The organism is Pseudosporangium ferrugineum (assembly GCF_003002065.1).
Classification (GTDB): domain Bacteria; phylum Actinomycetota; class Actinomycetes; order Mycobacteriales; family Micromonosporaceae; genus Actinoplanes; species Actinoplanes ferrugineus_A.
Genome location: NZ_PVZG01000003.1, coordinates 410,782 through 429,401, shown reverse-complemented (window position 1 = coordinate 429,401; position 18,620 = coordinate 410,782). Strand labels below are relative to the sequence as shown.

The 18,620-nt window shown below is 73.1% G+C and carries 20 protein-coding genes; 12 read left to right on the top strand and 8 right to left on the bottom strand.

Annotation, left to right across the window (positions count from 1 at the left end):
• Positions 1-135 precede the first annotated feature (135 nt).
• Genes CLV70_RS09305 through aroA form a run of 4 tightly spaced genes read right to left on the bottom strand, consistent with a single transcriptional unit; the run spans position 136 to position 4,256 of the window.
• Entirely contained in the window at positions 136-1,035 is a 900-nt protein-coding gene (locus tag CLV70_RS09305; RefSeq protein WP_106125973.1) for a hypothetical protein, read from the bottom strand.
• 49 nt (positions 1,036-1,084) lie between these two features.
• A complete protein-coding gene (hisN, locus tag CLV70_RS09300) occupies positions 1,085-1,888 on the bottom strand; it encodes a histidinol-phosphatase (protein WP_106125972.1) in 804 nt (267 codons plus the stop codon).
• A 20-nt stretch (positions 1,889-1,908) separates the two neighbouring features.
• A complete protein-coding gene (gene rsgA / locus CLV70_RS09295) occupies positions 1,909-2,961 on the bottom strand; it encodes a ribosome small subunit-dependent GTPase A (RefSeq protein WP_211303703.1) in 1,053 nt (350 codons plus the stop codon).
• 2 nt (positions 2,962-2,963) lie between these two features.
• A complete protein-coding gene (gene aroA / locus CLV70_RS09290) occupies positions 2,964-4,256 on the bottom strand; it encodes a 3-phosphoshikimate 1-carboxyvinyltransferase (protein ID WP_106125971.1) in 1,293 nt (430 codons plus the stop codon).
• 86 nt (positions 4,257-4,342) lie between these two features.
• Between aroA and CLV70_RS09285 the strand changes: the two genes are divergently transcribed.
• The 5 genes from CLV70_RS09285 to rsrA all read left to right on the top strand — a co-directional run bounded on the left by CLV70_RS09285 (position 4,343) and on the right by rsrA (position 7,457).
• Positions 4,343-5,026 (top strand): SOS response-associated peptidase, encoded by a 684-nt coding sequence (locus tag CLV70_RS09285; protein ID WP_106125970.1) that lies wholly within the window; start codon positions 4,343-4,345, stop codon positions 5,024-5,026.
• A gap of 235 nt (positions 5,027-5,261) precedes the next feature.
• The gene (locus CLV70_RS09280; RefSeq protein ID WP_106125969.1) at positions 5,262-5,657 is read left to right on the top strand and encodes a WhiB family transcriptional regulator; all 396 of its coding nucleotides are present in this window, start codon (positions 5,262-5,264) and stop codon (positions 5,655-5,657) included.
• Between the two features lie 62 nt (positions 5,658-5,719).
• Entirely contained in the window at positions 5,720-6,271 is a 552-nt protein-coding gene (locus CLV70_RS09275) for an alpha/beta hydrolase family protein (RefSeq protein ID WP_106126093.1), read from the top strand.
• A gap of 68 nt (positions 6,272-6,339) precedes the next feature.
• Positions 6,340-7,173, top strand: a complete 834-nt coding sequence (locus tag CLV70_RS09270; protein WP_106125968.1) for a sigma-70 family RNA polymerase sigma factor — start codon at positions 6,340-6,342, stop codon at positions 7,171-7,173.
• 5 nt (positions 7,174-7,178) lie between these two features.
• On the top strand, positions 7,179-7,457 hold the full coding sequence (rsrA, locus tag CLV70_RS09265) for a mycothiol system anti-sigma-R factor (protein ID WP_106126092.1): 279 nt from the start codon (positions 7,179-7,181) through the stop codon (positions 7,455-7,457).
• Positions 7,458-7,526: 69 nt separating this feature from the next.
• Here rsrA and CLV70_RS42090 read toward each other — a convergent pair whose 3' ends face one another.
• The gene (locus CLV70_RS42090; protein ID WP_369752275.1) at positions 7,527-7,601 is read right to left on the bottom strand and encodes a 50S ribosomal protein bL37; all 75 of its coding nucleotides are present in this window, start codon (positions 7,599-7,601) and stop codon (positions 7,527-7,529) included.
• 137 nt (positions 7,602-7,738) lie between these two features.
• Here CLV70_RS42090 and CLV70_RS09260 point away from each other — a divergent pair, with 137 nt between their 5' ends.
• The gene (locus CLV70_RS09260; protein ID WP_281260435.1) at positions 7,739-7,954 is read left to right on the top strand and encodes a biotin/lipoyl-binding carrier protein; all 216 of its coding nucleotides are present in this window, start codon (positions 7,739-7,741) and stop codon (positions 7,952-7,954) included.
• Between the two features lie 7 nt (positions 7,955-7,961).
• On the opposite strand, the gene CLV70_RS09255 is transcribed toward CLV70_RS09260, so the two are convergent.
• Complete coding sequence (locus tag CLV70_RS09255; RefSeq protein WP_425440130.1) at positions 7,962-9,587, bottom strand: tetratricopeptide repeat protein; 1,626 nt, start codon at positions 9,585-9,587, stop codon at positions 7,962-7,964.
• 238 nt (positions 9,588-9,825) lie between these two features.
• Between CLV70_RS09255 and CLV70_RS09250 the strand changes: the two genes are divergently transcribed.
• The gene (locus CLV70_RS09250; protein WP_106125965.1) at positions 9,826-10,863 is read left to right on the top strand and encodes an SIS domain-containing protein; all 1,038 of its coding nucleotides are present in this window, start codon (positions 9,826-9,828) and stop codon (positions 10,861-10,863) included.
• 38 nt (positions 10,864-10,901) lie between these two features.
• Positions 10,902-12,449, top strand: a complete 1,548-nt coding sequence (locus CLV70_RS09245; protein WP_106125964.1) for a sensor histidine kinase — start codon at positions 10,902-10,904, stop codon at positions 12,447-12,449.
• Positions 12,450-12,453: 4 nt separating this feature from the next.
• Here CLV70_RS09245 and CLV70_RS09240 read toward each other — a convergent pair whose 3' ends face one another.
• Positions 12,454-13,920 (bottom strand): glycosyltransferase family 39 protein, encoded by a 1,467-nt coding sequence (locus tag CLV70_RS09240; protein ID WP_106125963.1) that lies wholly within the window; start codon positions 13,918-13,920, stop codon positions 12,454-12,456.
• Between the two features lie 341 nt (positions 13,921-14,261).
• On the opposite strand from CLV70_RS09240, the gene CLV70_RS09235 reads away from it, so the two are divergent.
• Genes CLV70_RS09235 through CLV70_RS09225 form a run of 4 tightly spaced genes read left to right on the top strand, consistent with a single transcriptional unit; the run spans position 14,262 to position 17,747 of the window.
• Positions 14,262-15,953 (top strand): nitrite/sulfite reductase, encoded by a 1,692-nt coding sequence (locus CLV70_RS09235; RefSeq protein ID WP_106125962.1) that lies wholly within the window; start codon positions 14,262-14,264, stop codon positions 15,951-15,953.
• Complete coding sequence (locus tag CLV70_RS40090; protein ID WP_146164000.1) at positions 15,950-16,108, top strand: IS1 family transposase; 159 nt, start codon at positions 15,950-15,952, stop codon at positions 16,106-16,108. Before CLV70_RS09235 ends, CLV70_RS40090 begins: the two co-directional genes overlap by 4 nt.
• Positions 16,105-16,872, top strand: a complete 768-nt coding sequence (locus CLV70_RS09230) for a phosphoadenylyl-sulfate reductase (protein ID WP_106125961.1) — start codon at positions 16,105-16,107, stop codon at positions 16,870-16,872. The genes CLV70_RS40090 and CLV70_RS09230 overlap by 4 nt, the downstream gene beginning before the upstream one ends.
• Positions 16,854-17,747, top strand: a complete 894-nt coding sequence (locus CLV70_RS09225) for a sirohydrochlorin chelatase (protein ID WP_106125960.1) — start codon at positions 16,854-16,856, stop codon at positions 17,745-17,747. The genes CLV70_RS09230 and CLV70_RS09225 overlap by 19 nt, the downstream gene beginning before the upstream one ends.
• A gap of 445 nt (positions 17,748-18,192) precedes the next feature.
• Here the strand turns inward: CLV70_RS09225 and CLV70_RS09220 are convergent, their stop codons facing one another.
• Positions 18,193-18,447, bottom strand: coding sequence for a WhiB family transcriptional regulator (locus CLV70_RS09220; RefSeq protein ID WP_043524653.1), 255 nt, complete (start codon positions 18,445-18,447; stop codon positions 18,193-18,195).
• Between the last annotated feature and the right edge of the window lie 173 nt (positions 18,448-18,620).

Below are 18,620 nucleotides of genomic sequence, written 5' to 3'. Positions count from 1 at the left end.
TCACTCCATTGTGCATAACGCGTACGGCTTTCGCATTGCGGAGGCGGGCGGGCTTTACCGCATTTTGCGCGATTTGGGGCATAAGCGAGGCATGGTCATGTGCTGCTCTTACCCGGTGTGCCGCCGCTCATGCACTCAGCGGGCGGCCGTGCGCAGGCGTGCCGCGTCGGGCAGGCGCCCGGAGGGTGGCCGGGCCGTCGCGTGATGGTGCTGCGGCTCGGCGTACCTGGTCAGGGCGATGACCGCCCCCAGCGTCACGACGAAGCCGACCCCGGCCAGCCACTCCCGCCCCGGATGGATGCGGTCGCCGAGCAGCAGCAGGCCGACGATCGCCGCCGGCACCGCCCCGGCGGCATCCATCGCGGCGACCGCGGCGGTGGTCGAGCCCCGCTGCATGGCCAGGCCGAGCAGGAGCTGACCCACGATCGAGTGGGCGACCAGCAGATAGAGCAGCGGGTCGGTGCAGAAGCCCGCGACCGTCTTCTCCATCGCCAGCGGGCGGGCCGCGATGGCCGCCGCCGAGAACGCCACGCCCGCCAGGGAACCGAGCACGACCGAGCCCATCGCGCCGTGCAGGCGTACGGCGAAGAAGCCCAGCACGCCGAGCGCCACGACCGCGACGGCCAGCCCGATCACCCCGGCCGTGCCGAGCTGGCGGGAGTGCGCCGGCTGGGCCGACAGGACCAGCGCGGTGATCCCGCCGAGCAGCAGGGCCAGCAGCGCCAGTTCGGCGACCGGCAGCGCCCACTTCAGCACCAGGACGCCGAGCAGGGCGGTGACCCCGAGCCCCGCCGCCACGCTGGCCTGCACGAGGAACAGCGGCAGATCCCGCCGGGCCAGGAACGCCAGGACGAAGCCCAGGACCTGACAGATGAGCCCGAACAGATACGTACGGTGACAGGCCAGTCGCACGAGCAGTTGCGGGTCGAAGGTGTGATGAACGCTGGTGCGGGCGGCGGCCACGGACTGCAACAGGTTCGCCACCCCGTACGCGGCGATCATCGCACCGAGGAAGAACCAGCCCGCGGACATCACGGAGCGAGAATAGACCAGCTTCGGAGCAGTCCGGAGGACGAACGGTCCGTCAGGCCCGGCCGCGCGCCAGCCGGGAGAGGATCTCCTGGTGGAGGTGACCGTTCGTGGCGATGGCGCTCCCGTCGCCCGGCGCGCGCTGTCCGGCCAGGTCGGTGAAGGTGCCGCCGGCCTCGGTGACGATCGGGATCAGGGCGGCCACGTCCCACAGCGACAGCTCCGGTTCGACCATGACGTCGAGGGCGCCCTCGGCCAGCAGCATGTAGCCGTAGAAGTCCCCGTACGCCCGACTCCGCCAGGTGGCGCGCATCAGGTCGAGCACGGGCTCCAGATATCCGCCCTCCTCCCAGCCCGACAGGCTCGAGTAGCAGAAACTGGCGTCCCCGAGCTTGCGGACCGCGGAGACCGAGAGCCGGGTGGCGGCGTGCTGGTGCCGGCCCGCGTACGCGCCGTGGCCCTGCGCGCCCCACCAGCGGCGGCCCAGGGCGGGAGCGGAGACCAGCCCGGCCACCGGGCGCTCGCCCTCCATGAGCGCGATGAGCGTGCCCCAGATCGGCACGCCGCGGATGAAGTTCTTGGTGCCGTCGATCGGGTCGATCACCCAGTGCCGGTTCCCCGCCCCGGCGGGCGCGGTGGAGCTGCCGAACTCCTCGCCGATCACACCGTCGCGCGGCCTGGCGCGGGCCAGCGTCGACCGGATCGCCTGCTCGACGGCGGTGTCGGCGTCGGAGACCGGGGTCAGGTCCGGCTTCGACTCGACGTGCAGGTCCAGCGCCCGGAACCGGGCCATGGAGATCGAGTCGGCGGTGTCGGCCAGCAGGTGGGCGAGCGCGAGGTCGTCGGCGTACGTAGCCATGCGGGCAAACTAGCCGATCGTCATCCGGCCTGGTCGCGGACGTCCAGCTCGCCGGCGCGGCTGCTGAGAAGCCTCCGGTACGACGCCAGCCGGCGCGCGTCCGCCTTGCCCGCGACCACCCACGCGTCCAGGGCGCACTCGGTGTCGGCCGCCGTGTGCCCGCAGTTGGGCGGGCAGTCGACCGTACCCTCCACCAGGTCCGGGAAGCCGTGCAGCAGGCTGTCGGCGCTGACGTGGGCCAGGCCGAAGCTGCGGATGCCGGGCGTGTCGACGATCCAGCCCGGGTCGCCCCTGCGCAGCACCCGGGGCAGCCGCAGGGCGACCGCGCTGGTCGAGGTGTGCCGCCCCTTGCCGACCGCGCTGACCACGCCGACCGCCCGCAGCGCGTCCGGGACGAGCCGGTTCACCAGCGTGGACTTGCCGACGCCGGAGTGACCGACCAGCACCGAGATGCGGTCGGCGAGGTGCTCGCGGAGCTCGGCGAGGTCGCTGTCCGGCTGCACCAGCACGTACGCCAGGTCCAGCTCGGCGTAGTAGTCGAGGACCGCGGCCGGCCCGGCGAGGTCGGCCTTGGTGAGGCAGAGCAGCGGGTCGACGCCGGCGTCGTACGCGGCCACCAGGCACCGGTCGATGAACCCGGTCCGCGGCGGCGGGTCGGCCAGCGCGCTGACGATGACGAGCTGATCGGCGTTGGCGACCACGACCCGCTCGAGCCGCCCCTCCGGCGTGGTGTCGTCGTCGTCCGCGGTGCGGCGCAGCACCGACGTGCGCTCGGAGATCCGCACGATGCGGGCCAGCGCCCCCGGCGCCCCGGAGACGTCGCCGACCAGCTTGACGCGGTCGCCGACGACCACCGACTTGCGGCCCAGCTCGCGGGCGCGCATCGCGGTGATGATCTCGGCCTCGCTGTCGGCGTCCTCCCGGACGCAGCCGTAGCGCCCGCGGTCGACGGTGATCACGAGCGCGTCGACGGCGTCCTCGTGCTTCGGCCGGGTCCGGGTACGCGGGCGCGACGACCGGCCCGGACGGATCCGGACGTCGTCCTCGTCGTACTCCCGTTTGCGCGCCGGCAGCGTCAGCCCCCCGTCACCAGCCCGGCCCAGAGCTCGGGGAACTCGGGCAGGGTCTTGGACGTACACGCTACGTCGGTGAGGGCGGTCCCCTCGACGGCGAGGCCGATCACCGCCGCGGCGTGGGCCATCCGGTGGTCCGCGTACGTCTCCCAGGTGGTCGCGCGCAGCGGTCCGGGGGTGATCTCCAGCCCGTCGGGGTGCTCGACCACGCCGGCGCCGGCCCGGCCCAGCTCGCGGGCGAGCGCGGCGATGCGGTCGGTCTCGTGGCCGCGGATGTGCGCCACCCCGCGCAGCGCGGACGGCGAGTCGGCGAGCGCGGCCAGCGCGGCGACGACCGGGGTGAGCTCGCTGACCTCGGACAGGTCGGCGTCGATGCCGTGCAGGGCGCCGGTGCCCCGGACGGTGAGCCCGTCCTCGTCCTGGCTGACCTCGGCCCCGAGGGCGGTGAGCAGGCCCGTCACGACCCCGGCCGGCTGCCAGCTGTCGCGCGGCCAGCCGGCCAGGGTGACCGCGCCGCCGGTGACCATGGCCGCGGCGAAGAACGGGGCCGCGCCGGACAGGTCGGGCTCGATGTCCCAGGTGCGCCCGCTCAGCGCGCCGGGCTCGACGGTCCAGACGTCGGGCACGCTCTCGTCCACGAGGGCGCCGGCGGCCCGCAGCATGTGCGTGGTCATCCGCAGGTGCGGCGCCGACGGCACGGGCGGCCCTTCGTGGCGCAGCACCAGGCCCTTGGCGAAGCGCGGCGCGGAGAGCAGCAGGCCGGACACGAACTGGCTGGAGCCCGAGGCGTCGATGACCGCCTCCCCGCCCCCGACCGTGCCGGTGCCGCGGACGACGAGGGGCAGGCCGCCGCTGGGCGACGCGTCGATGTCCACCCCGAGGGAGCGCAGCGCCTCGACGATCGGCCGCAGCGGGCGGTTGCGCGCGTGCGGGTCGCCGTCGAAGGTGACCGTGCCCTCGGCGAGCGCGGCCACCGGCGGGGCGAAGCGCATGATCGTGCCGGCCAGACCCACGTCCACGGTGGCCGGACCCCGCAGCGGTCCCGGCACGACCGTCCAGGCGTCCGCGCCGGTGGTGTCGACGGCGACGCCGAGCGCGCGCAGGCCGGCCGCCATCAGGGTGGTGTCGCGGGCACGCAACGGCCGGCGGATCTCCGACGGGCCGCCGGCGAGGGCGCTCAGGACGAGGGCGCGCGCGGTCATCGACTTCGAGCCGGGCAGCCGCACGGCCGACGCGACGGGACCCGTGGCGACGGGGGCGGTCCACGGGCGGGGTTCTGCGGTCACGGCCCCCATTCTGCCGGGTGCCCGTCCGGGCCGTCCGCTTCGGTACGCCCCGACGGGTCAGCGGGCGCACCGGCTGCGGCGTAGGGTCTGCGGACATGTGCGGGCGATACGCGACCACGAAGAGCGAGGCCGACCTCGGCGAGCTGTTCGACGCGGTCGCCGTCGCCGAGGCGCCCGCCGCCAGCTGGAACGTGGCGCCGACCGACCCCGTGCCGCTGATCCGCGTCTCGCAGCGCCGGGACGCCCGGGTCGTCGACACCGCGCGCTGGGGCCTGGTGCCGCCGTGGGCGACCGACCTCCGCGCCGGCGCTCGCATGATCAACGCCCGCGCCGAGACGGTGGCCACCTCCCCGGCCTTCGCCTCGTCCTTCCAGCGCCGGCGCTGCCTGGTCCCGGCCGACGGCTGGTACGAGTGGGTCCGCACCGGCAAGCAGCGCCAGGCGTACTACATGACCGCGCCCGGCTCCGTGCTGGCGTTCGCCGGCATCTGGACCATGTGGCGCGGCGAGACGATGACCTGCAGCGTGCTCACCACCGCGGCGCTCGGCGGGTTGCGCGCGGTGCACGACCGCATGCCGCTGATTCTGCCGCGGGAGCGATGGGAGCCCTGGCTGGCCGGCGGCGGCGAGCCGGACGAGCTCCTGCGCCCGCTGCCGGAGGCCGCCCTCGAGGCGATCGAGGTGCGCGCCGTCCGCCCCGACGTCGGCAACGTCCGCAACAACGGCCCCCAGCTGACGACCCCCGAGCCGGCCGCCGAGATGGAGGGGACCCTCTTCTGAATCCCGCAAAACGATGATCGAAAAAGGGTGTCGCTTTTGTCGCGCTGCGGCAAAACGCGGGGGTTCTTTGTCCTATATGCAGGGGTTCTTCACTCGCAACTTTGTTGCGAGATAGATAAGACCCTTGTTCTGATCTTCTTCCGTGCGATAGAAACCAGCGCCGGTGTGGTGACGGTGCGCACGGTGCGGACCAGGTCATCACGGCTTTACCGGTACCCACGGGGGAGGTGGGCTGATGACACGTGCTCGAATGCCGCGTCCACATGAAGTCGCCATCGCTAGGCGGGACCCGAGGCTTCTCGGTGCCATCGAGGAATGCAGGTCCGACGAGGCCTGGCGGACCAGGGGCGCCTGCCGCAGCGTCGATCCGGAAACCTTTTTCCCGGCTCCGAACGAGCCTTCCGAGGGCGCGGTGGCGCTCTGCGGCACCTGCGACGTCCAGGGGCCCTGCCTCGCCTGGGCGCTGCAGGTGGGTGACTGCCACGGGGTCTGGGGCGGCACCACGCCGCGGGAACGCCGCGCGATGCTGATCGCCTGGCGCGAACGCGTCCAGCCGAACGGGGACCCCGTCGACGACGGCCCGGACGAGGAAGACCGCCGCCTGCTCACCCTGGAGCCGGTCAGCCGGTAACCATAGGAGCTGTGCGCAGCTTCGAGATCGACACACCGCGCGGGCCGGCGCGGGTCCAGGTGATGGACCCCGCCGGCCCGCCCGTCAGCATGCTCGTCCTCGGCCACGGCGCCGGAGGTGACGTCGACGCCCCCGACCTGACCGCCGTACGCGACCTCGCGGCGGCCGGCGGGGCCAGGGTGGTGCTGGTGACCCAGCCCTACCGGGTGGCGGGCCGCCGCGCCCCGGCGCCCGCGGGCCACCTCGACGAGGCCTGGACCGCCGTGGTGAACGCGGTCCGCGACGACACCCTCGCGCTGATCGTCGGCGGGCGGTCCAGCGGGGCCCGGGTCGCCTGCCGGACGGCCGTGCCCCTCGGCGCCGCCGGAGTCCTGGCGCTGGCCTTCCCGCTGCACCCGCCGGGCCGGCCGGAGCGCAGCCGGGCCGGCGAACTGCCCGGCGGCCTGCCGACCTTGGTGGTCAACGGCGACCGGGACCCGTTCGGCGTGCCGGAGCCGGCCGGGACCGTCGAGGTCGCCGTACGCCCCGGAGCCGTCCATGATCTGCGCCGCGATCTGCCGGCCACCGCGGAGGTGGTGGCGGGGTGGTTGCGCCGGCACGACTGGCTGCGGTAAGTCGGAATGCGGACACGCGCGTTCCCGTTACACCACCCGGATGGCTGTACGTCGGAAGGGGAAAACAAGTGCGAGCCGGAACCGGATTCGCCGAGCGCGACGGCCTCAAGGCCGGTGCGGTGCAGAAACTCCTGCACTCGCCCGAGTGGCCGGCGGTGTCCCCGGCGCTGGTCCCCCCATCGGTGAGTGTCAGCACACCACCGGTTTTTGAATCTGCGGACGGGGCACTACCCGTATCCTCGGCGGGGCAGTCGAGGGGAGAAGCGCGGGTGACGCCAACAGAGCGGGTCGAACGAAGCGGACGCGGCGAGCGGACCGAGGAGCGCCGCGCGCGCTTCGAACGGGACGCGCTGCCGTTCGTCGACCAGTTGTACGCCGCGGGACTGCGCATGACGCGTAACCCCGCCGACGCCGAGGACCTGGTGCAGGAGACGTTCCTGAAGGCGTTCTCCGCGTTCCACCAGTTCGAGGAGGGCACCAACCTCAAGGCGTGGCTGTACCGCATCCTGACGAACACGTACATCAACTCGTACCGGCGCAAGCAGCGGCAACCCGTGCAGGCGCCCACCGAGGAGATCTCGGACTGGCAGCTCGCCTCGAGCGAGTCGCACACGTCCGCGGGCCTGCGCTCGGCCGAGACCGAGGCGCTGGACCGGCTGCCCGACAGCGACATCAAGGACGCGCTCCAGCAGCTGCCGGAGGAATTCCGTCTCGCCGTCTACCTCGCCGATGTCGAGGGTTTCTCGTACAAGGAGATCGCCGACATCATGGGCACGCCGATCGGCACCGTCATGTCCCGCCTGCACCGGGGGCGCCGCAACCTGCGCAAGCTGCTCGAGCAGTACGCCGTGGACCGCGGCATCACCCGTACCACCGGCGCGGCCGCCGCACAGGAGGCGTGAGCGACGTGAGCGACGAGGACCACAAGACCGACTGCAGCGTCGTCATCAGCGAGGTCTACCTCTACCTCGACCTCGAGTGCAGCGACGAACGCCGGCAACTGATCCAGCACCACCTCGACGACTGCTCCGACTGCCTGCGCGAGTACGGCATCGAGCACGAGGTGAAGGCGCTGGTCGCCCGCTGCTGCGGCGACGAGAGGGCGCCTCAGGAGCTGCGCGAGCGGCTCCGGATGAAGCTCAGCGAGCACGTGGTCGAGGTCGAGAGCCACGAGTACCTGCCGTAGCCGGCACGGAACGTGAGAAGGGCCCCGCGGCAACTTGCCGTGGGGCCCTTCTCACGTCGTGACTCCGGCTCAGGAGTTGGGACGCTTGCCGTGGTTGGCGGAGCTCTTCTTCCGCGCCTTCTTCTTGCGGGCCTTCTTCGCCATGCCGATCTCCCTCCGTCGTGCGCAACCCGCCGATCGTAGTCCGCCGCCGCCGGATGCTTCCGGCACGCCCCGTGTGCCGCCCGCCGGACCATGATTGGATGACGTCATCCCCGACAGCGCCGACGAGGAGGAACGCCGTGGCCGACGAGATCCGTGCCGAGATGGTGGCCAACGTGTGGAAGGTCGTGTCCGCGCCGGGCGCCGAGGTGGCCGAGGGCGACACGCTGGTGATCCTCGAGTCCATGAAGATGGAGATCCCGGTGCTCGCCGAGTCCGGCGGCAAGGTCGCCCAGCTCGCCGTCAACGAGGGCGACGTGGTCCAGGAGGGCGACCTCATCGCGGTGATCGAGTAGCGGGCGGTCAGCGGCCGGAGAGCCAGCGGCGCAGCCGGCCGGTGCGCCGGCCGCGCTGGCGCGGGACCCGTGGCAGCGGGTAGAGCTCCTCGGCCTTGACGATCGCGGCCGCGCGCTCGCGGGTCTCCCGGGCCAGGTCCGGGGTGGCGAGCGCCAGCTGCGCCACCGACCAGGCCAGCCCGGCGGTTCCCGCGGCCTCGTCGAGGCGGCGGGTCACCAGCGCCGCCACGTCCGGCCGGGCCTCCGGGTCCACCCACGCGTACGTGACCAGCGCGAACAGGGCCGCCTCGGTGATCCGGTCGAGCCCGCCGGTGGCCAGGTCCACGAGCAGCCGGCGCCGGGTCGAGCCGGCCCAGGGCTCCTCCGAGCCGTGGTGCAGCAGGCCGAGGCAGGCCCAGACCTGCGCGCACCGGGCCCACAGCGCCGGGTCGTGGGCGGCGAGCGCCCGGCCCACCTCGTCGTCCGGGGCCGCCGGCGGGTCGGCGATCAACGCCAGCAGTTCGGCGGGCTCCACCAGCACCAGGCTCACCGCGGCGTCGTAGGCGGCCGGCGGGTGCGGCCACAGCGGGTGGGCGACCCGCCGGAGCCGCTCCACCGCCGCCGCGGTCGGCGCGCCCGCCACGAACGGCTCCCGGCGCGGGTCGGGCGGCGCGTCGGGGGCCGCCGGCACCCGGCTCAGCCACGGCTGGTCGGCGCAGCACTCGGCCAGGTCGGCGTGCTCGTGCGTGTCGTCGGGGTGGTCGCGCTGGAAGTCGGCCAGCCGCACCAGGTGGGTCAGGTCGCCGTCGGCGCGGTAGTGCAGGCGGTGGCCGGTGTGCACCGCGCAGTCGTCCTCGGGGTCCTTGAGCAGCGCCCGGTCGATCCAGGCCAGGGCGTCGTCCATCCGGCCGTGGTCGGCCAGGGTGCCCGCGATGTCGGCGTAGATGGAGAGGTCGTCGGGGTCGTACATCACCGCGCGGCGCAGGGCGGCCAGGGACTCCGGGATGCGGTCGGCGCTGCGGTACGCGTACCCGAGCCAGATCTCCGCCAGTTTCGAGGGCCGCAGCCGCGCTCCCTGGGCCGCCCACTCGACCGCCTGCGTGGCCTCGCCGAGCCGGCGCGCCAGCGCCGAGCCGGCACCGAGCAGCATGGCGTGCTCGGGATGGGCCGCGACCGCGTGCCGGACCAGCGTCAGGTACGGCCGCAGCGCCGCCCGCCCCACCTCGGGCGCCGGATCGCCGACCGCGGTGCACAGCTGCATGACGATCCGGGCGAGGAGGCCGGGGTCCATGCGGGCGCCGAGCTCCGGGTCGCTGACCCACGGCACTCCTGCCCAATCGACCCCCGGAGTGTGCCCACTCGCCGCGACCAGAAGGGGCAAACCGTCCTCGGGGCGGCCCGCGGCGGCGAGCAGGTGGGCCCGGGCGACGACCGTGCCGACGAACGCGTGCTGCTCGAGCGGGAAGAGCTCGAGGCCGCCGTCCGCGCGCGTGGCCAGGCGGCTGAGCAGCTCGTGGATCTCCGGCAGGGTCGGCGCGTGCGCGATCGCGCCGGCCAGGTGGTCGGCGGCATGGTGCACCTCGCCCCGCTCGAGGGCGGCCCTGGCCTGCTCAAGGTCGCGATCGGCGGAGCGCCGGGAGTCGTCCATGGCCACGCCTTCCTCACCGCGGCGGGATCCGGTGACCCCGCGCGCGAGATGGTGGCACGCAGTGTGCCACCGCGAGCCTAGGCGACGATGCTCGATATGTCAGGCCTGTCGGCCTGCGCGGTCGTGCTCAATACGTTGCGATACGGCGCTCAAACGTGCAAGACTGCGCACCCTACGAGCGTGAGTGCGCACCAGGGGAGAAGCAGTGACACAGCGAGGCTCAGAGGCACAGCGAGGCCACGGCATGGCGGCCGACATCGCCGAACAGCCCGCCGGATACGCCCGGCTGCTCGAGGGCGCCCCCGCGGCGGCCATCGCCGAGGTGGCCGCCCGGATCGCCGAGCAGCGCCCCCGGCACGTCGTCTTCGTCGGCCGGGGCACCTCCGACCACGCCGCGCTCTACGGGGCGTACCTCACGGAGATCCGGCTGGGCATCCCGGTCGGGCTCGCCTCGCCCAGCGCGATCACGCTCTACGGCGCCCGGCCCGACCTGGCCGGCGCGCTCGTCGTCGGGGTCAGCCAGAGCGGCGGCTCACCCGACCTCACCGAGGTGCTCAAAGTCGCCCGGGAGAGTGGTGCCCACACCCTCGCGGTGACCAACAACCCCGCCTCCACGCTGGCGAGCGCCGCCGAGCTGTCCATCGACGTGTCCGCCGGGCACGAGCGGGCCGTGGCGGCGACGAAGACGTACACCGCGGAGCTGCTGTCGTTGCTGCTGCTCGTCGAGGGCATCCGCGGCGGCGGCGACGGACGGCCGGCCGCCGACGAGCGGGCCGCGCTGGCCGAGCTGCCCCAGCTCGCCGAGGAGACGCTGGGCGGGCACGGCGCCGACGAGCTGGCGCAGCGCTACCGGTTCGCGTCGCGGATGGTCACCACCGGCCGCGGGTACGCGTACCCGACCGCCCGCGAGACCGCCCTCAAGCTGATGGAGACGTCCTACCTGCCGGCCCTCGCGTTCTCCGGCGCGGACCTGCTGCACGGCCCGCTCGCGATGACCGACCCGGACGTGCCGGTGCTGGCGGTCGTGGGCAGCGGCCCCGGCGGCGGCTCGATGGCCGACGTGGTCACCCGCCTCGGCGAGCGCCGCGCGGACGTGGTCACCATCGGCGCCCACGACATCGCCGGAGCCTCCGGACGGCTGGCGGTCCCCGAGGTCGACGAGCGGTACGCGCCCCTGCTCGACATCCTCCCGCTGCAGAAGCTGGCCCTGGCCCTCGCGCTGGCCCGGGGCGAGGACCCGGACGCACCCCGCGGCCTGAAGAAGGTCACCGCAACACTCTGATAACCCGCGGCGGTGCACGGGCGTGGCAATCTAGGTCCGTGTCCACGCTGCGCGATCTTGCCGAAGAGCACACCGCCCTCGGTCCGGCCGACATCGACCACCTCACCCGGCTCGCCGGCGACTGGCAGCTGCTGTCCGACCTGTCCTTCGCCGACCTGCTGCTCTGGGTTCCCGTGCGGACCGACTCCGGCAAGGCGCCGGCGTTCCTGTGCGTCGCCCAGGTGCGCCCGACGACCGCGCCGACGGCGTACCAGGACGACCAGGTGGGCAAGATCGTCGGGGGTCCCGAGGTCGCCCACCTGGACATCGCGTACGCCCAGGGCCGCATCTGGCGCGAGGGCGACCCGGTCTGGTACGGCGACACCCCGGCCCGCCACGAGGCCATCCCCGTACGCCTGCGCGGCGAGGACGAGAACATCGAGGTCATCGGGGTCATCGGCCGCGACACCAACCTGTCCACCGCCCGTACGCCCAGCCAGCTCGAGCTCAACTACCTCACCACCGCCGACGACCTGGCCCAGATGGTCAACGACGGCACCTTCCCGCCGCCGCGGCACCCGGGCGAGACCACGTCGGCGCCGCGCGTCGGCGACGGCCTGATCCGCCTCGACGCGAGCGGCAAGGTGACCTACGCGAGCCCCAACGCGCAGTCGGCGTACCGGCGGCTCGGGTTCAACGCCCACCTGGTCGGCGAGGAGCTGTCGGTGCTGTCCAGCCGGCTCGCCGCAGACCCGCTGGAGGGCACGGACGCCGCCGAACGCATCCTCACGTCGCTGCGCGGCGAGGCGCCGCCCCGCAAGGAGGTGGAGGCACGCGGTGCCACGGTGCTGATGCGCGCGCTGCCGCTGATGCCCGCCGGGGTGCCGATCGGCGCGCTGGTGCTGGTCCGCGACGTCACCGAGGTGCGCCGCCGGGACCGGGCGCTGATGACCAAGGACGCGACGATCCGCGAGATCCACCACCGGGTCAAGAACAACCTCCAGACCGTCGCGGCGCTGCTGCGGCTCCAGGCCCGGCGGGTCGACGCGCCCGAGGCCCGGATGGCCCTGCAGGAATCCGTACGCCGGGTCGCCTCGATCGCCCTGGTGCACGAGACGCTCTCCATGTCCAGCGACGAGGCGGTCGAGTTCGACGGCATCGTGGACCGGGTCGCGACCGCCGCCACCGAGGTCGCCGCCACCGAGATCACCGTGAAGATGCGCCGCGAGGGCACCTTCGGCGTACTGCCCGCGGAGATCGCCACCTCGCTGGTCATGGTGCTCAACGAGCTGCTCATCAACGCGGTCGAGCACGGCTTCCCGGCGCCCGCCGAGGACGCCGAGGAGGCCCAGCCGTCGCTGAGCCCGCCGGAGCCGTCCGGCGAGGTGGTCGTGGCGGCCCACCGCTTCCGCAAGCAGCTGCACGTGACCGTCGCGGACAACGGTCAGGGCCTGCCGGAGGGCTTCAAGGCGGACGCGAGCGGGCGCCTCGGCCTGCAGATCGTCCGCGCCCTGGCCACCGGCGAGCTGCGCGGCAGCATCGAGCTGCGCAACCGCGCGGGCGGCGGCACCGAGGCCGTCCTGGTGGTCCCGCTCGGCAAGCGCTGACGCGTCAGCGGCGCTCGTAGAGGGCGATCGTGCCCAGCGGCAGCAGCCAGTAGCCGGTGCGGCGGTACTCGGCGGCGAACTTGGCGCGCAGCGTGTCGCCCGCGTCGGCCATCGGGTCGCCGGCGCGGCGGGCGCCCACGTACCAGACCCGGGCGGTGGTGAAGCAGGTCAGCTCCGGGCATTCGGTGGCGCCCAGGGTGCCGGCCTCGGCCGCGGAGCGGCGCAGCAGCACGTCGGTGGGCCGGGCGCGGTGGCGCAGCTCGTATTCGAGGCCGGCGCGCAGCGACCACGTGCCCACGCGGCCGTAGACGACGCCGTCGCCCGGTCGCTGGCCGGCCGAGACGATCGCCGCCGCCTTCCGGAAGTCCATGCCGCCGCGCGCCGCCGGGCCGCGTACCGCCTGGTGGGCCTCGAAGGCGGTCGCGACGATCAGGACCAGGGCGGCGACCGTACGCCCCGGCAGGCCGTGCAGCGCCACGGCGGCCAGCAGGGCCAGCGGGACGATGACCACGAGGACGTAGCGCGGCACCCACAGCGGCGAGGTCACGAACGACACCGCGATGAGCAGGACCGGCGGCAGCGTGGCCAGGGCGGCCAGCTCGGCGAGCACGGCCCGCCGGGGATGGCGGGCGGCGAGGGCCAGGCCGACGATCAGCAGGCCGGCCATGGGCGCGCCGAAGATCACGCCGGGGGCGATCAGGACCCGGTGCAGATCCATCGGGTCGATCCACTCCAGCTGGGTGCCGCGCTGGCTCAGGCCCAGCCGGATCAGCGGCGAGACCAGCAGCAACGCGGCCAGCACCGCGGCCGGCCAGCCGAGGAGGACCCGCCGGTCGCGCCCGGCCCGCAGGCGGACGGCCACCGCGACGGCGTGGCCGCTCAGCACCAGCAGGCCGAGCATGTGGGTGGCGCCGAGCAGGGTCAGGGCCAGCCCGTACGCGGTCCAGCGCCGCCACGTCGGCCGGCCCAGCGTCACGTACAGCAGCAGCGTGCTGAGAACCGCGAAGAAGAAGGCGATCCCGTACGCGCGAGCCTCCGCCGCGTACCGGGACAGCTGGGGTACGGCGGTGACGATCAGCGCCCCGGTCAGGCCCACCGCCGGGGCGAACAGCCGCCGCCCCAGTTCGCCGACGAGCCCGACGCCCAGGACCACGGCGACCAGCGACGGCAGCCGCATCATCGCCACGGAGTCGCCCACGGCCGCCGTCCAGAAGTGCAGGAACAGGTAGTACGGCGCGATGACCCCGTCCATCGTCCCGGCGAGCTGCGCGATCTGCCCCGGCGTACGCGTCGCCGCCGACCAGGTCGCGTGCTCGTCCCAGCCCAGCGCCGGGCGGGCCAGGCCCACCGCCCCGACCGCGAGCATCACGAGCGCCGGCAGCACCGACGGGTACAGAACGGGCCAGACCGCCCGGGAACGGGGTGTTCCGGTAGCGGCCGGCCGGGCCTCGAGGATCGTCGCCGCGGTCACGACGAACTGTTCTACCAAGCGCTGTCGACCTGGAGATGCCGGAGGCGCTAAGCCCAGGTAAACGCGTGGGCGCGGACACACTCCCGAAATCTGGACCGCACTGGCCGAGAATGCCCCCGCGTGAGAGGCTTACCGGCATGACCGCTGCAGTTGACCGCCGCTTCGTGGCTCGGCGCCACGTCGACTACGGCCGTGTCCGCAGCGCGATGTGTCCGGCTTCCTGACGCCGCCCGACTGATTTTCTCGGGCGCGCCCGACGCGCCGGCTCCCTCCAGACACTGAGGTCGCGAGTCCTGCCGTGTGCGTCGCAGCGTGCCCACGAATCCCGGAGGACCGCCGACATGGCGCCCAGCAACACCCCGGCAGCATCTCCCGCCCGCCCCCGCAAGGTGCGCGGTGAGGGTCAGTGGGCGCTCGGACACCGCGAGCCGCTGAACCCCAACGAGCGGATCAAAAAGGACGACAACCCGCTCAACGTACGGGCCCGGATCGAGAACATCTACGCCCACACCGGCTTCGCGGGCATCGACCCGCAGGACCTGCGCGGACGTTTTCGCTGGTGGGGGCTCTACACCCAGCGCAAGGCGGGCATCGACGGCGGCCGTACGGCCGTGCTCGAGCCGCACGAGCTGGAGGACGAGTACTTCATGCTCCGGGTCCGCATCGACGGCGGCGGGCTCAACCTCGCCCAGCTGCGCACCATCGCGGAGATCTCCACCGAGTTCGGGCGCGACTCCGCCGACATCACCGACCGGCAGAACATCCAGCTGCACTGGATCCGCGTCGAGGACATGCCGGAGATCTGGCGCCGGCTCGAGGCGGTCGGCCTGGAGACCACCGAGGCGTGCGGCGACTGCCCGCGCGTCGTGCTCGGCAGCCCGGTGGCCGGGGTGTCCACCGAGGAGGTCATCGACCCCACCCCCGCCATCGACACGATCGTCGAGCGGTACCTCGGCGACCCCCGCTACTCCAACCTGCCGCGCAAGTTCAAGACCTCGATCTCGTGGCTGGCCGACACGCCGCACGAGGTGAACGACATCGCGCTGCTCGGGGTCGTGCACCCGCAGCACGGTCCCGGCTTCGACCTGTGGGTCGGCGGCGGGCTCTCCACCAACCCGCGGCTCGCCGAGCGGCTGGGCGTGTGGGTGCCGCTGGAGGAGATCCCGGACGTCTGGGAGGGCGTCGTCGGCATCTTCCGCGACTACGGCTACCGCCGGCTGCGCAGCCGCGCCCGGCTGAAGTTCCTGCTCGCCGACTGGGGTGTGGCGAAGTTCCGGGAGATCCTCGAGAAGGAGTACCTCGGCCGGGCGCTCGTCGACGGGCCGCCGCCGGCGCTGCCGGAGAAGCCGATCGACCACATCGGCGTGCACAAGCAGGTCGACGGGCGCAACTACGTCGGCGCCGCCCCGGTCGTCGGGCGCTCCTCCGGTACGCAGCTCGCCCGGCTGGCCGACCTGGTGGCTCGGCACGGGTCAGACCGGGTGCGCCTCACGCCGTACCAGAAGCTGTTGGTCCTTGATATTGCCGACGACCAGGTGGAACCGCTCGTCGAGGGCCTGCGCGCGATCGGGCTGGAGGCCCGGCCCTCGGCCTGGCGGCGCGGCACCATGGCGTGCACCGGCATCGAGTACTGCAAGCTCGCGATCGTCGAGACCAAGGCGCGCGGCGAGGAGCTGGTGGCCCGCCTCGAGGACCGGATCAGGGACTTCGACGCCGACATCTCGATCCACATCAACGGCTGCCCGAACGCCTGCGCCCGCACCCAGGTCGCCGACATCGGGCTCAAGGGCCAGCTGATGCTGAACGCCCACGGCGAGCAGGTCGAGGGCTTCCAGATCCACCTCGGCGGCGGGCTGGGGATGGCGCAGGGTCAGCGGGCCGGTTTCGGCCGCAAGCTGCGGGGCCTGAAGGCCACCGCCGAAGAGCTTCCCGAGTACGTCGAGAGGCTCGCTCGTCGATACCTGGAGGGGCGCACCGACGGCGAGGCGTTCGCCGACTGGGTCGTCCGGGCCGACGAGGAACTCCTGAAATGAGTGACGCCAGAAGTACCCCGCTGTACTGCCCCTACTGCGGCGAGGAGGACCTCTACCCCCACGAGGCCTCGCACGGTGCCTGGGAGTGCCACTCCTGCGCCCGTGTCTTCACGGTCAAGTTCAACGGGCTGCTTGCCAAGGGAGTGAACCGATGACTGTCGTGACCGCTGCCAACCTGGGCCTGGTGAGCCTCGGGTTCGGGTCCGCCGCCCCGGCGGACCCGGCGCGCCGTACCCCTGCCGAGCTCGCCGATCTCGCCGCCGAGGGCGCCGCGCTGCTGAAGGACGCGCCGGCCGAGGACATCGCGCGCTGGGCCGCCTCGACGTTCGGCGAGCGGTTCTGCGTGACCAGCTCGATGGCCGACGCCGTCGTCGCGCACCTGTTCTCGCGCGTCGCTCCCGGTGTCGACGTCGTCTTCCTCGACACCGGGCTGCACTTCCCGGAGACCCTGCGCGTCCGCGACCTCGTCGCCAGGACCATGAACGTCAACGTGCGCTCGATCCGGCCGCGGATGACCGTCGGCCAGCAGGACGGCGAGTTCGGGCCGAGGCTGTTCGCCCGCAGCCCCGACGAGTGCTGCTTCCTGCGCAAGGTCGAGCCCCTCGAGCGCGCCCTGTCCGACTACGACTCCTGGGCCACCGGCCTGCGCCGCGACGAGTCCCCGACCCGCGCGAACACCCCGGTGGTGGCCTTCGACGCGAAGAAGGGCAAGGTCAAGGTCAACCCGATCGCGGCCTGGACGCAGGCGGACGTGGACCGCTACATCGCCCGCTGGAACGTCCCGGTCAACGAACTCTTCAAGAAGGGGTACGGCTCGATCGGCTGCTGGCCGTGCACCCGGCGGACGAAGGCGGGCGAGGACCCGCGTGCGGGCCGCTGGGCGATGTTCGAGAAGACCGAATGCGGCCTGCACGTCTAGGGGTCGTCCTGGTCGCCCACGGCAGCCGCGACCCCCGGGCCGGCCGCGCCACCGAGGCCCTCGCCGCGGCCGTCCGGGCGGACCACCCGGAATGGGACGTCCGAGCGTCGTACCTCGACCACAGCGTCCCGCGCCCCCGGTCGGCGCTGGCGGCGCTGGCGGCGGAGGGGCACGAGCGGGCGGTGCTGGTGCCGTTGCTGCTGACGGCCGCGTACCACGGCCGGGTCGACGTGCCGGGGGAGATCACCGCGGCGCGGGCCGACGGGGTGCGGCTGGGCGTCGAGCTGGCGGACGTGCTCGGGCCGGTGGACGGCGTCGTGCCGGAGTTGCTGCTGGACGGGCTGATGGGCCGGTTGGCCGCGGCTTCGTCTGCCGCTTCTTCCGGCGGGGTGGCTTGTCCGGGCGGGGCCTCTCTTCCGGACGGGGTGGCTCGTCCGGGCGGGGCCTCTCTTCCGGACGGGGTGGCTCGTCCGGGCGGGGTCGCTTTTCCGGGCGGGGTCGTTCGCGGGTTGGATGCGCTTGTCCTGGCTGCGGCCGGGACGCGTAGTGCGGCCGCGCGAGGGACCGTCGAGCTGGCTGCGGCGGCTCTGAGCGCGCGCTCCGGGCTGCCGTGCCGCGTGGCGTACGCCTCGGCCGCGCCGCCCGTGTCCGGGGACGTCGTGGGTGATCTCCGGGCCTCGGGGTATGAGCGGGTCGGGCTGGTCTCGTATTTCCTCGCACCGGGGCTGCTGTGGGACACCACGGCCGGGTCCGCGCGGGAGGCCGGGGTGCGGGTGGTCGCCGAGCCTCTCGCCGACGCGCCCGAGCTGGTGGCGCTGGTCGCCGCGCGGGTCGTGGCCGCCGCCGGGCGACGGCCGGCCGCTGCCGCCGCCTGATGGCGCTGGCGGGCCGCTGCCGCTGCCGCTGCCGCTGCTTGATGGATGCCGTCCGGTCGCTGTTGCTGCCTGATGGCGCTGGCGGGCCGCTGCCGCTGCTTGGTGGTGCCGTCCGGTCGTTGTGGCCGGCCTGGTCCGCTCGATCCGGTGTCCGGGGATGCCGATGGGATCTCTGTGACGCTGTGTGGTGTCGACGGTCACGTGTGGACGGGCCGGGTCCTGGCGAATGACGTCGCTCTCTCCACATCGGAGAGTAAGTGCGTGAAGACTAATGGTGTCAACGATGGTGACGATTTCGAGATCATTTCGCGAAGCTCGGTGATGTCATTCATGCCCTGTGTCACCATTGCCCGGCGTAATCGCTCCGGAACTTTGGATCACTCCGGACAGCACGACGCCCCGGCACCGTCATGGGCCCGGGGCGTGAATGCTGTGAGGGGATTGTTCAGGCGGTGGGAGCGCCGACCCGAAGGCCGCCGCGACGCTTCACGGCGCGCCGCTCGTCCTCGCTCATACCGCCCCATACGCCGGCGTCCTGACCCGACTCGAGGGCCCACTGAAGGCACGACTCGGTCACGGGGCACCGGCGGCACACGGCCTTGGCCTGCTCGACCTGCAGGAGCGCGGGGCCGGACGTCCCGATCGGGAAGAACAGCTCCGGGTCCTCGTCGCGGCAGATCGCATCGTGGCGCCAGTCCATGGCGGCAACACTCCTTGTTTCGGATGGGGTAATGAAATGGTGCGGACTTACTGACTTGCATTTATCTGCATCCGCCGTGATGACCGACGGACTGCGTTCGTCCGATCACCAGTGCGTGAGCAAGCTTTGTTCAGGAGGCCGTTCCGCGCCTTCTGGATTAGGAACGCGGGCGA

Bases quoted from the DNA above. Each gene is read 5' to 3' on its own strand.
- hisN (WP_106125972.1), bottom strand. From the start codon at position 1,888: ATGGCTACGTACGCCGACGACCTCGCGCTCGCCCACCTGCTGGCCGAC.
- aroA (WP_106125971.1), bottom strand. From the start codon at position 4,256: ATGGGGGCCGTGACCGCAGAACCCCGCCCGTGGACCGCCCCCGTCGCC.
- CLV70_RS09285 (WP_106125970.1), top strand. From the start codon at position 4,343: ATGTGCGGGCGATACGCGACCACGAAGAGCGAGGCCGACCTCGGCGAG.
- CLV70_RS09280 (WP_106125969.1), top strand. From the start codon at position 5,262: ATGACACGTGCTCGAATGCCGCGTCCACATGAAGTCGCCATCGCTAGG.
- CLV70_RS09275 (WP_106126093.1), top strand. From the start codon at position 5,720: ATGGACCCCGCCGGCCCGCCCGTCAGCATGCTCGTCCTCGGCCACGGC.
- CLV70_RS09250 (WP_106125965.1), top strand. From the start codon at position 9,826: ATGGCGGCCGACATCGCCGAACAGCCCGCCGGATACGCCCGGCTGCTC.
- CLV70_RS09235 (WP_106125962.1), top strand. From the start codon at position 14,262: ATGGCGCCCAGCAACACCCCGGCAGCATCTCCCGCCCGCCCCCGCAAG.
- CLV70_RS40090 (WP_146164000.1), top strand. From the start codon at position 15,950: ATGAGTGACGCCAGAAGTACCCCGCTGTACTGCCCCTACTGCGGCGAG.
- CLV70_RS09230 (WP_106125961.1), top strand. From the start codon at position 16,105: ATGACTGTCGTGACCGCTGCCAACCTGGGCCTGGTGAGCCTCGGGTTC.
- CLV70_RS09225 (WP_106125960.1), top strand. From the start codon at position 16,854: ATGCGGCCTGCACGTCTAGGGGTCGTCCTGGTCGCCCACGGCAGCCGC.
- CLV70_RS09220 (WP_043524653.1), bottom strand. From the start codon at position 18,447: ATGGACTGGCGCCACGATGCGATCTGCCGCGACGAGGACCCGGAGCTG.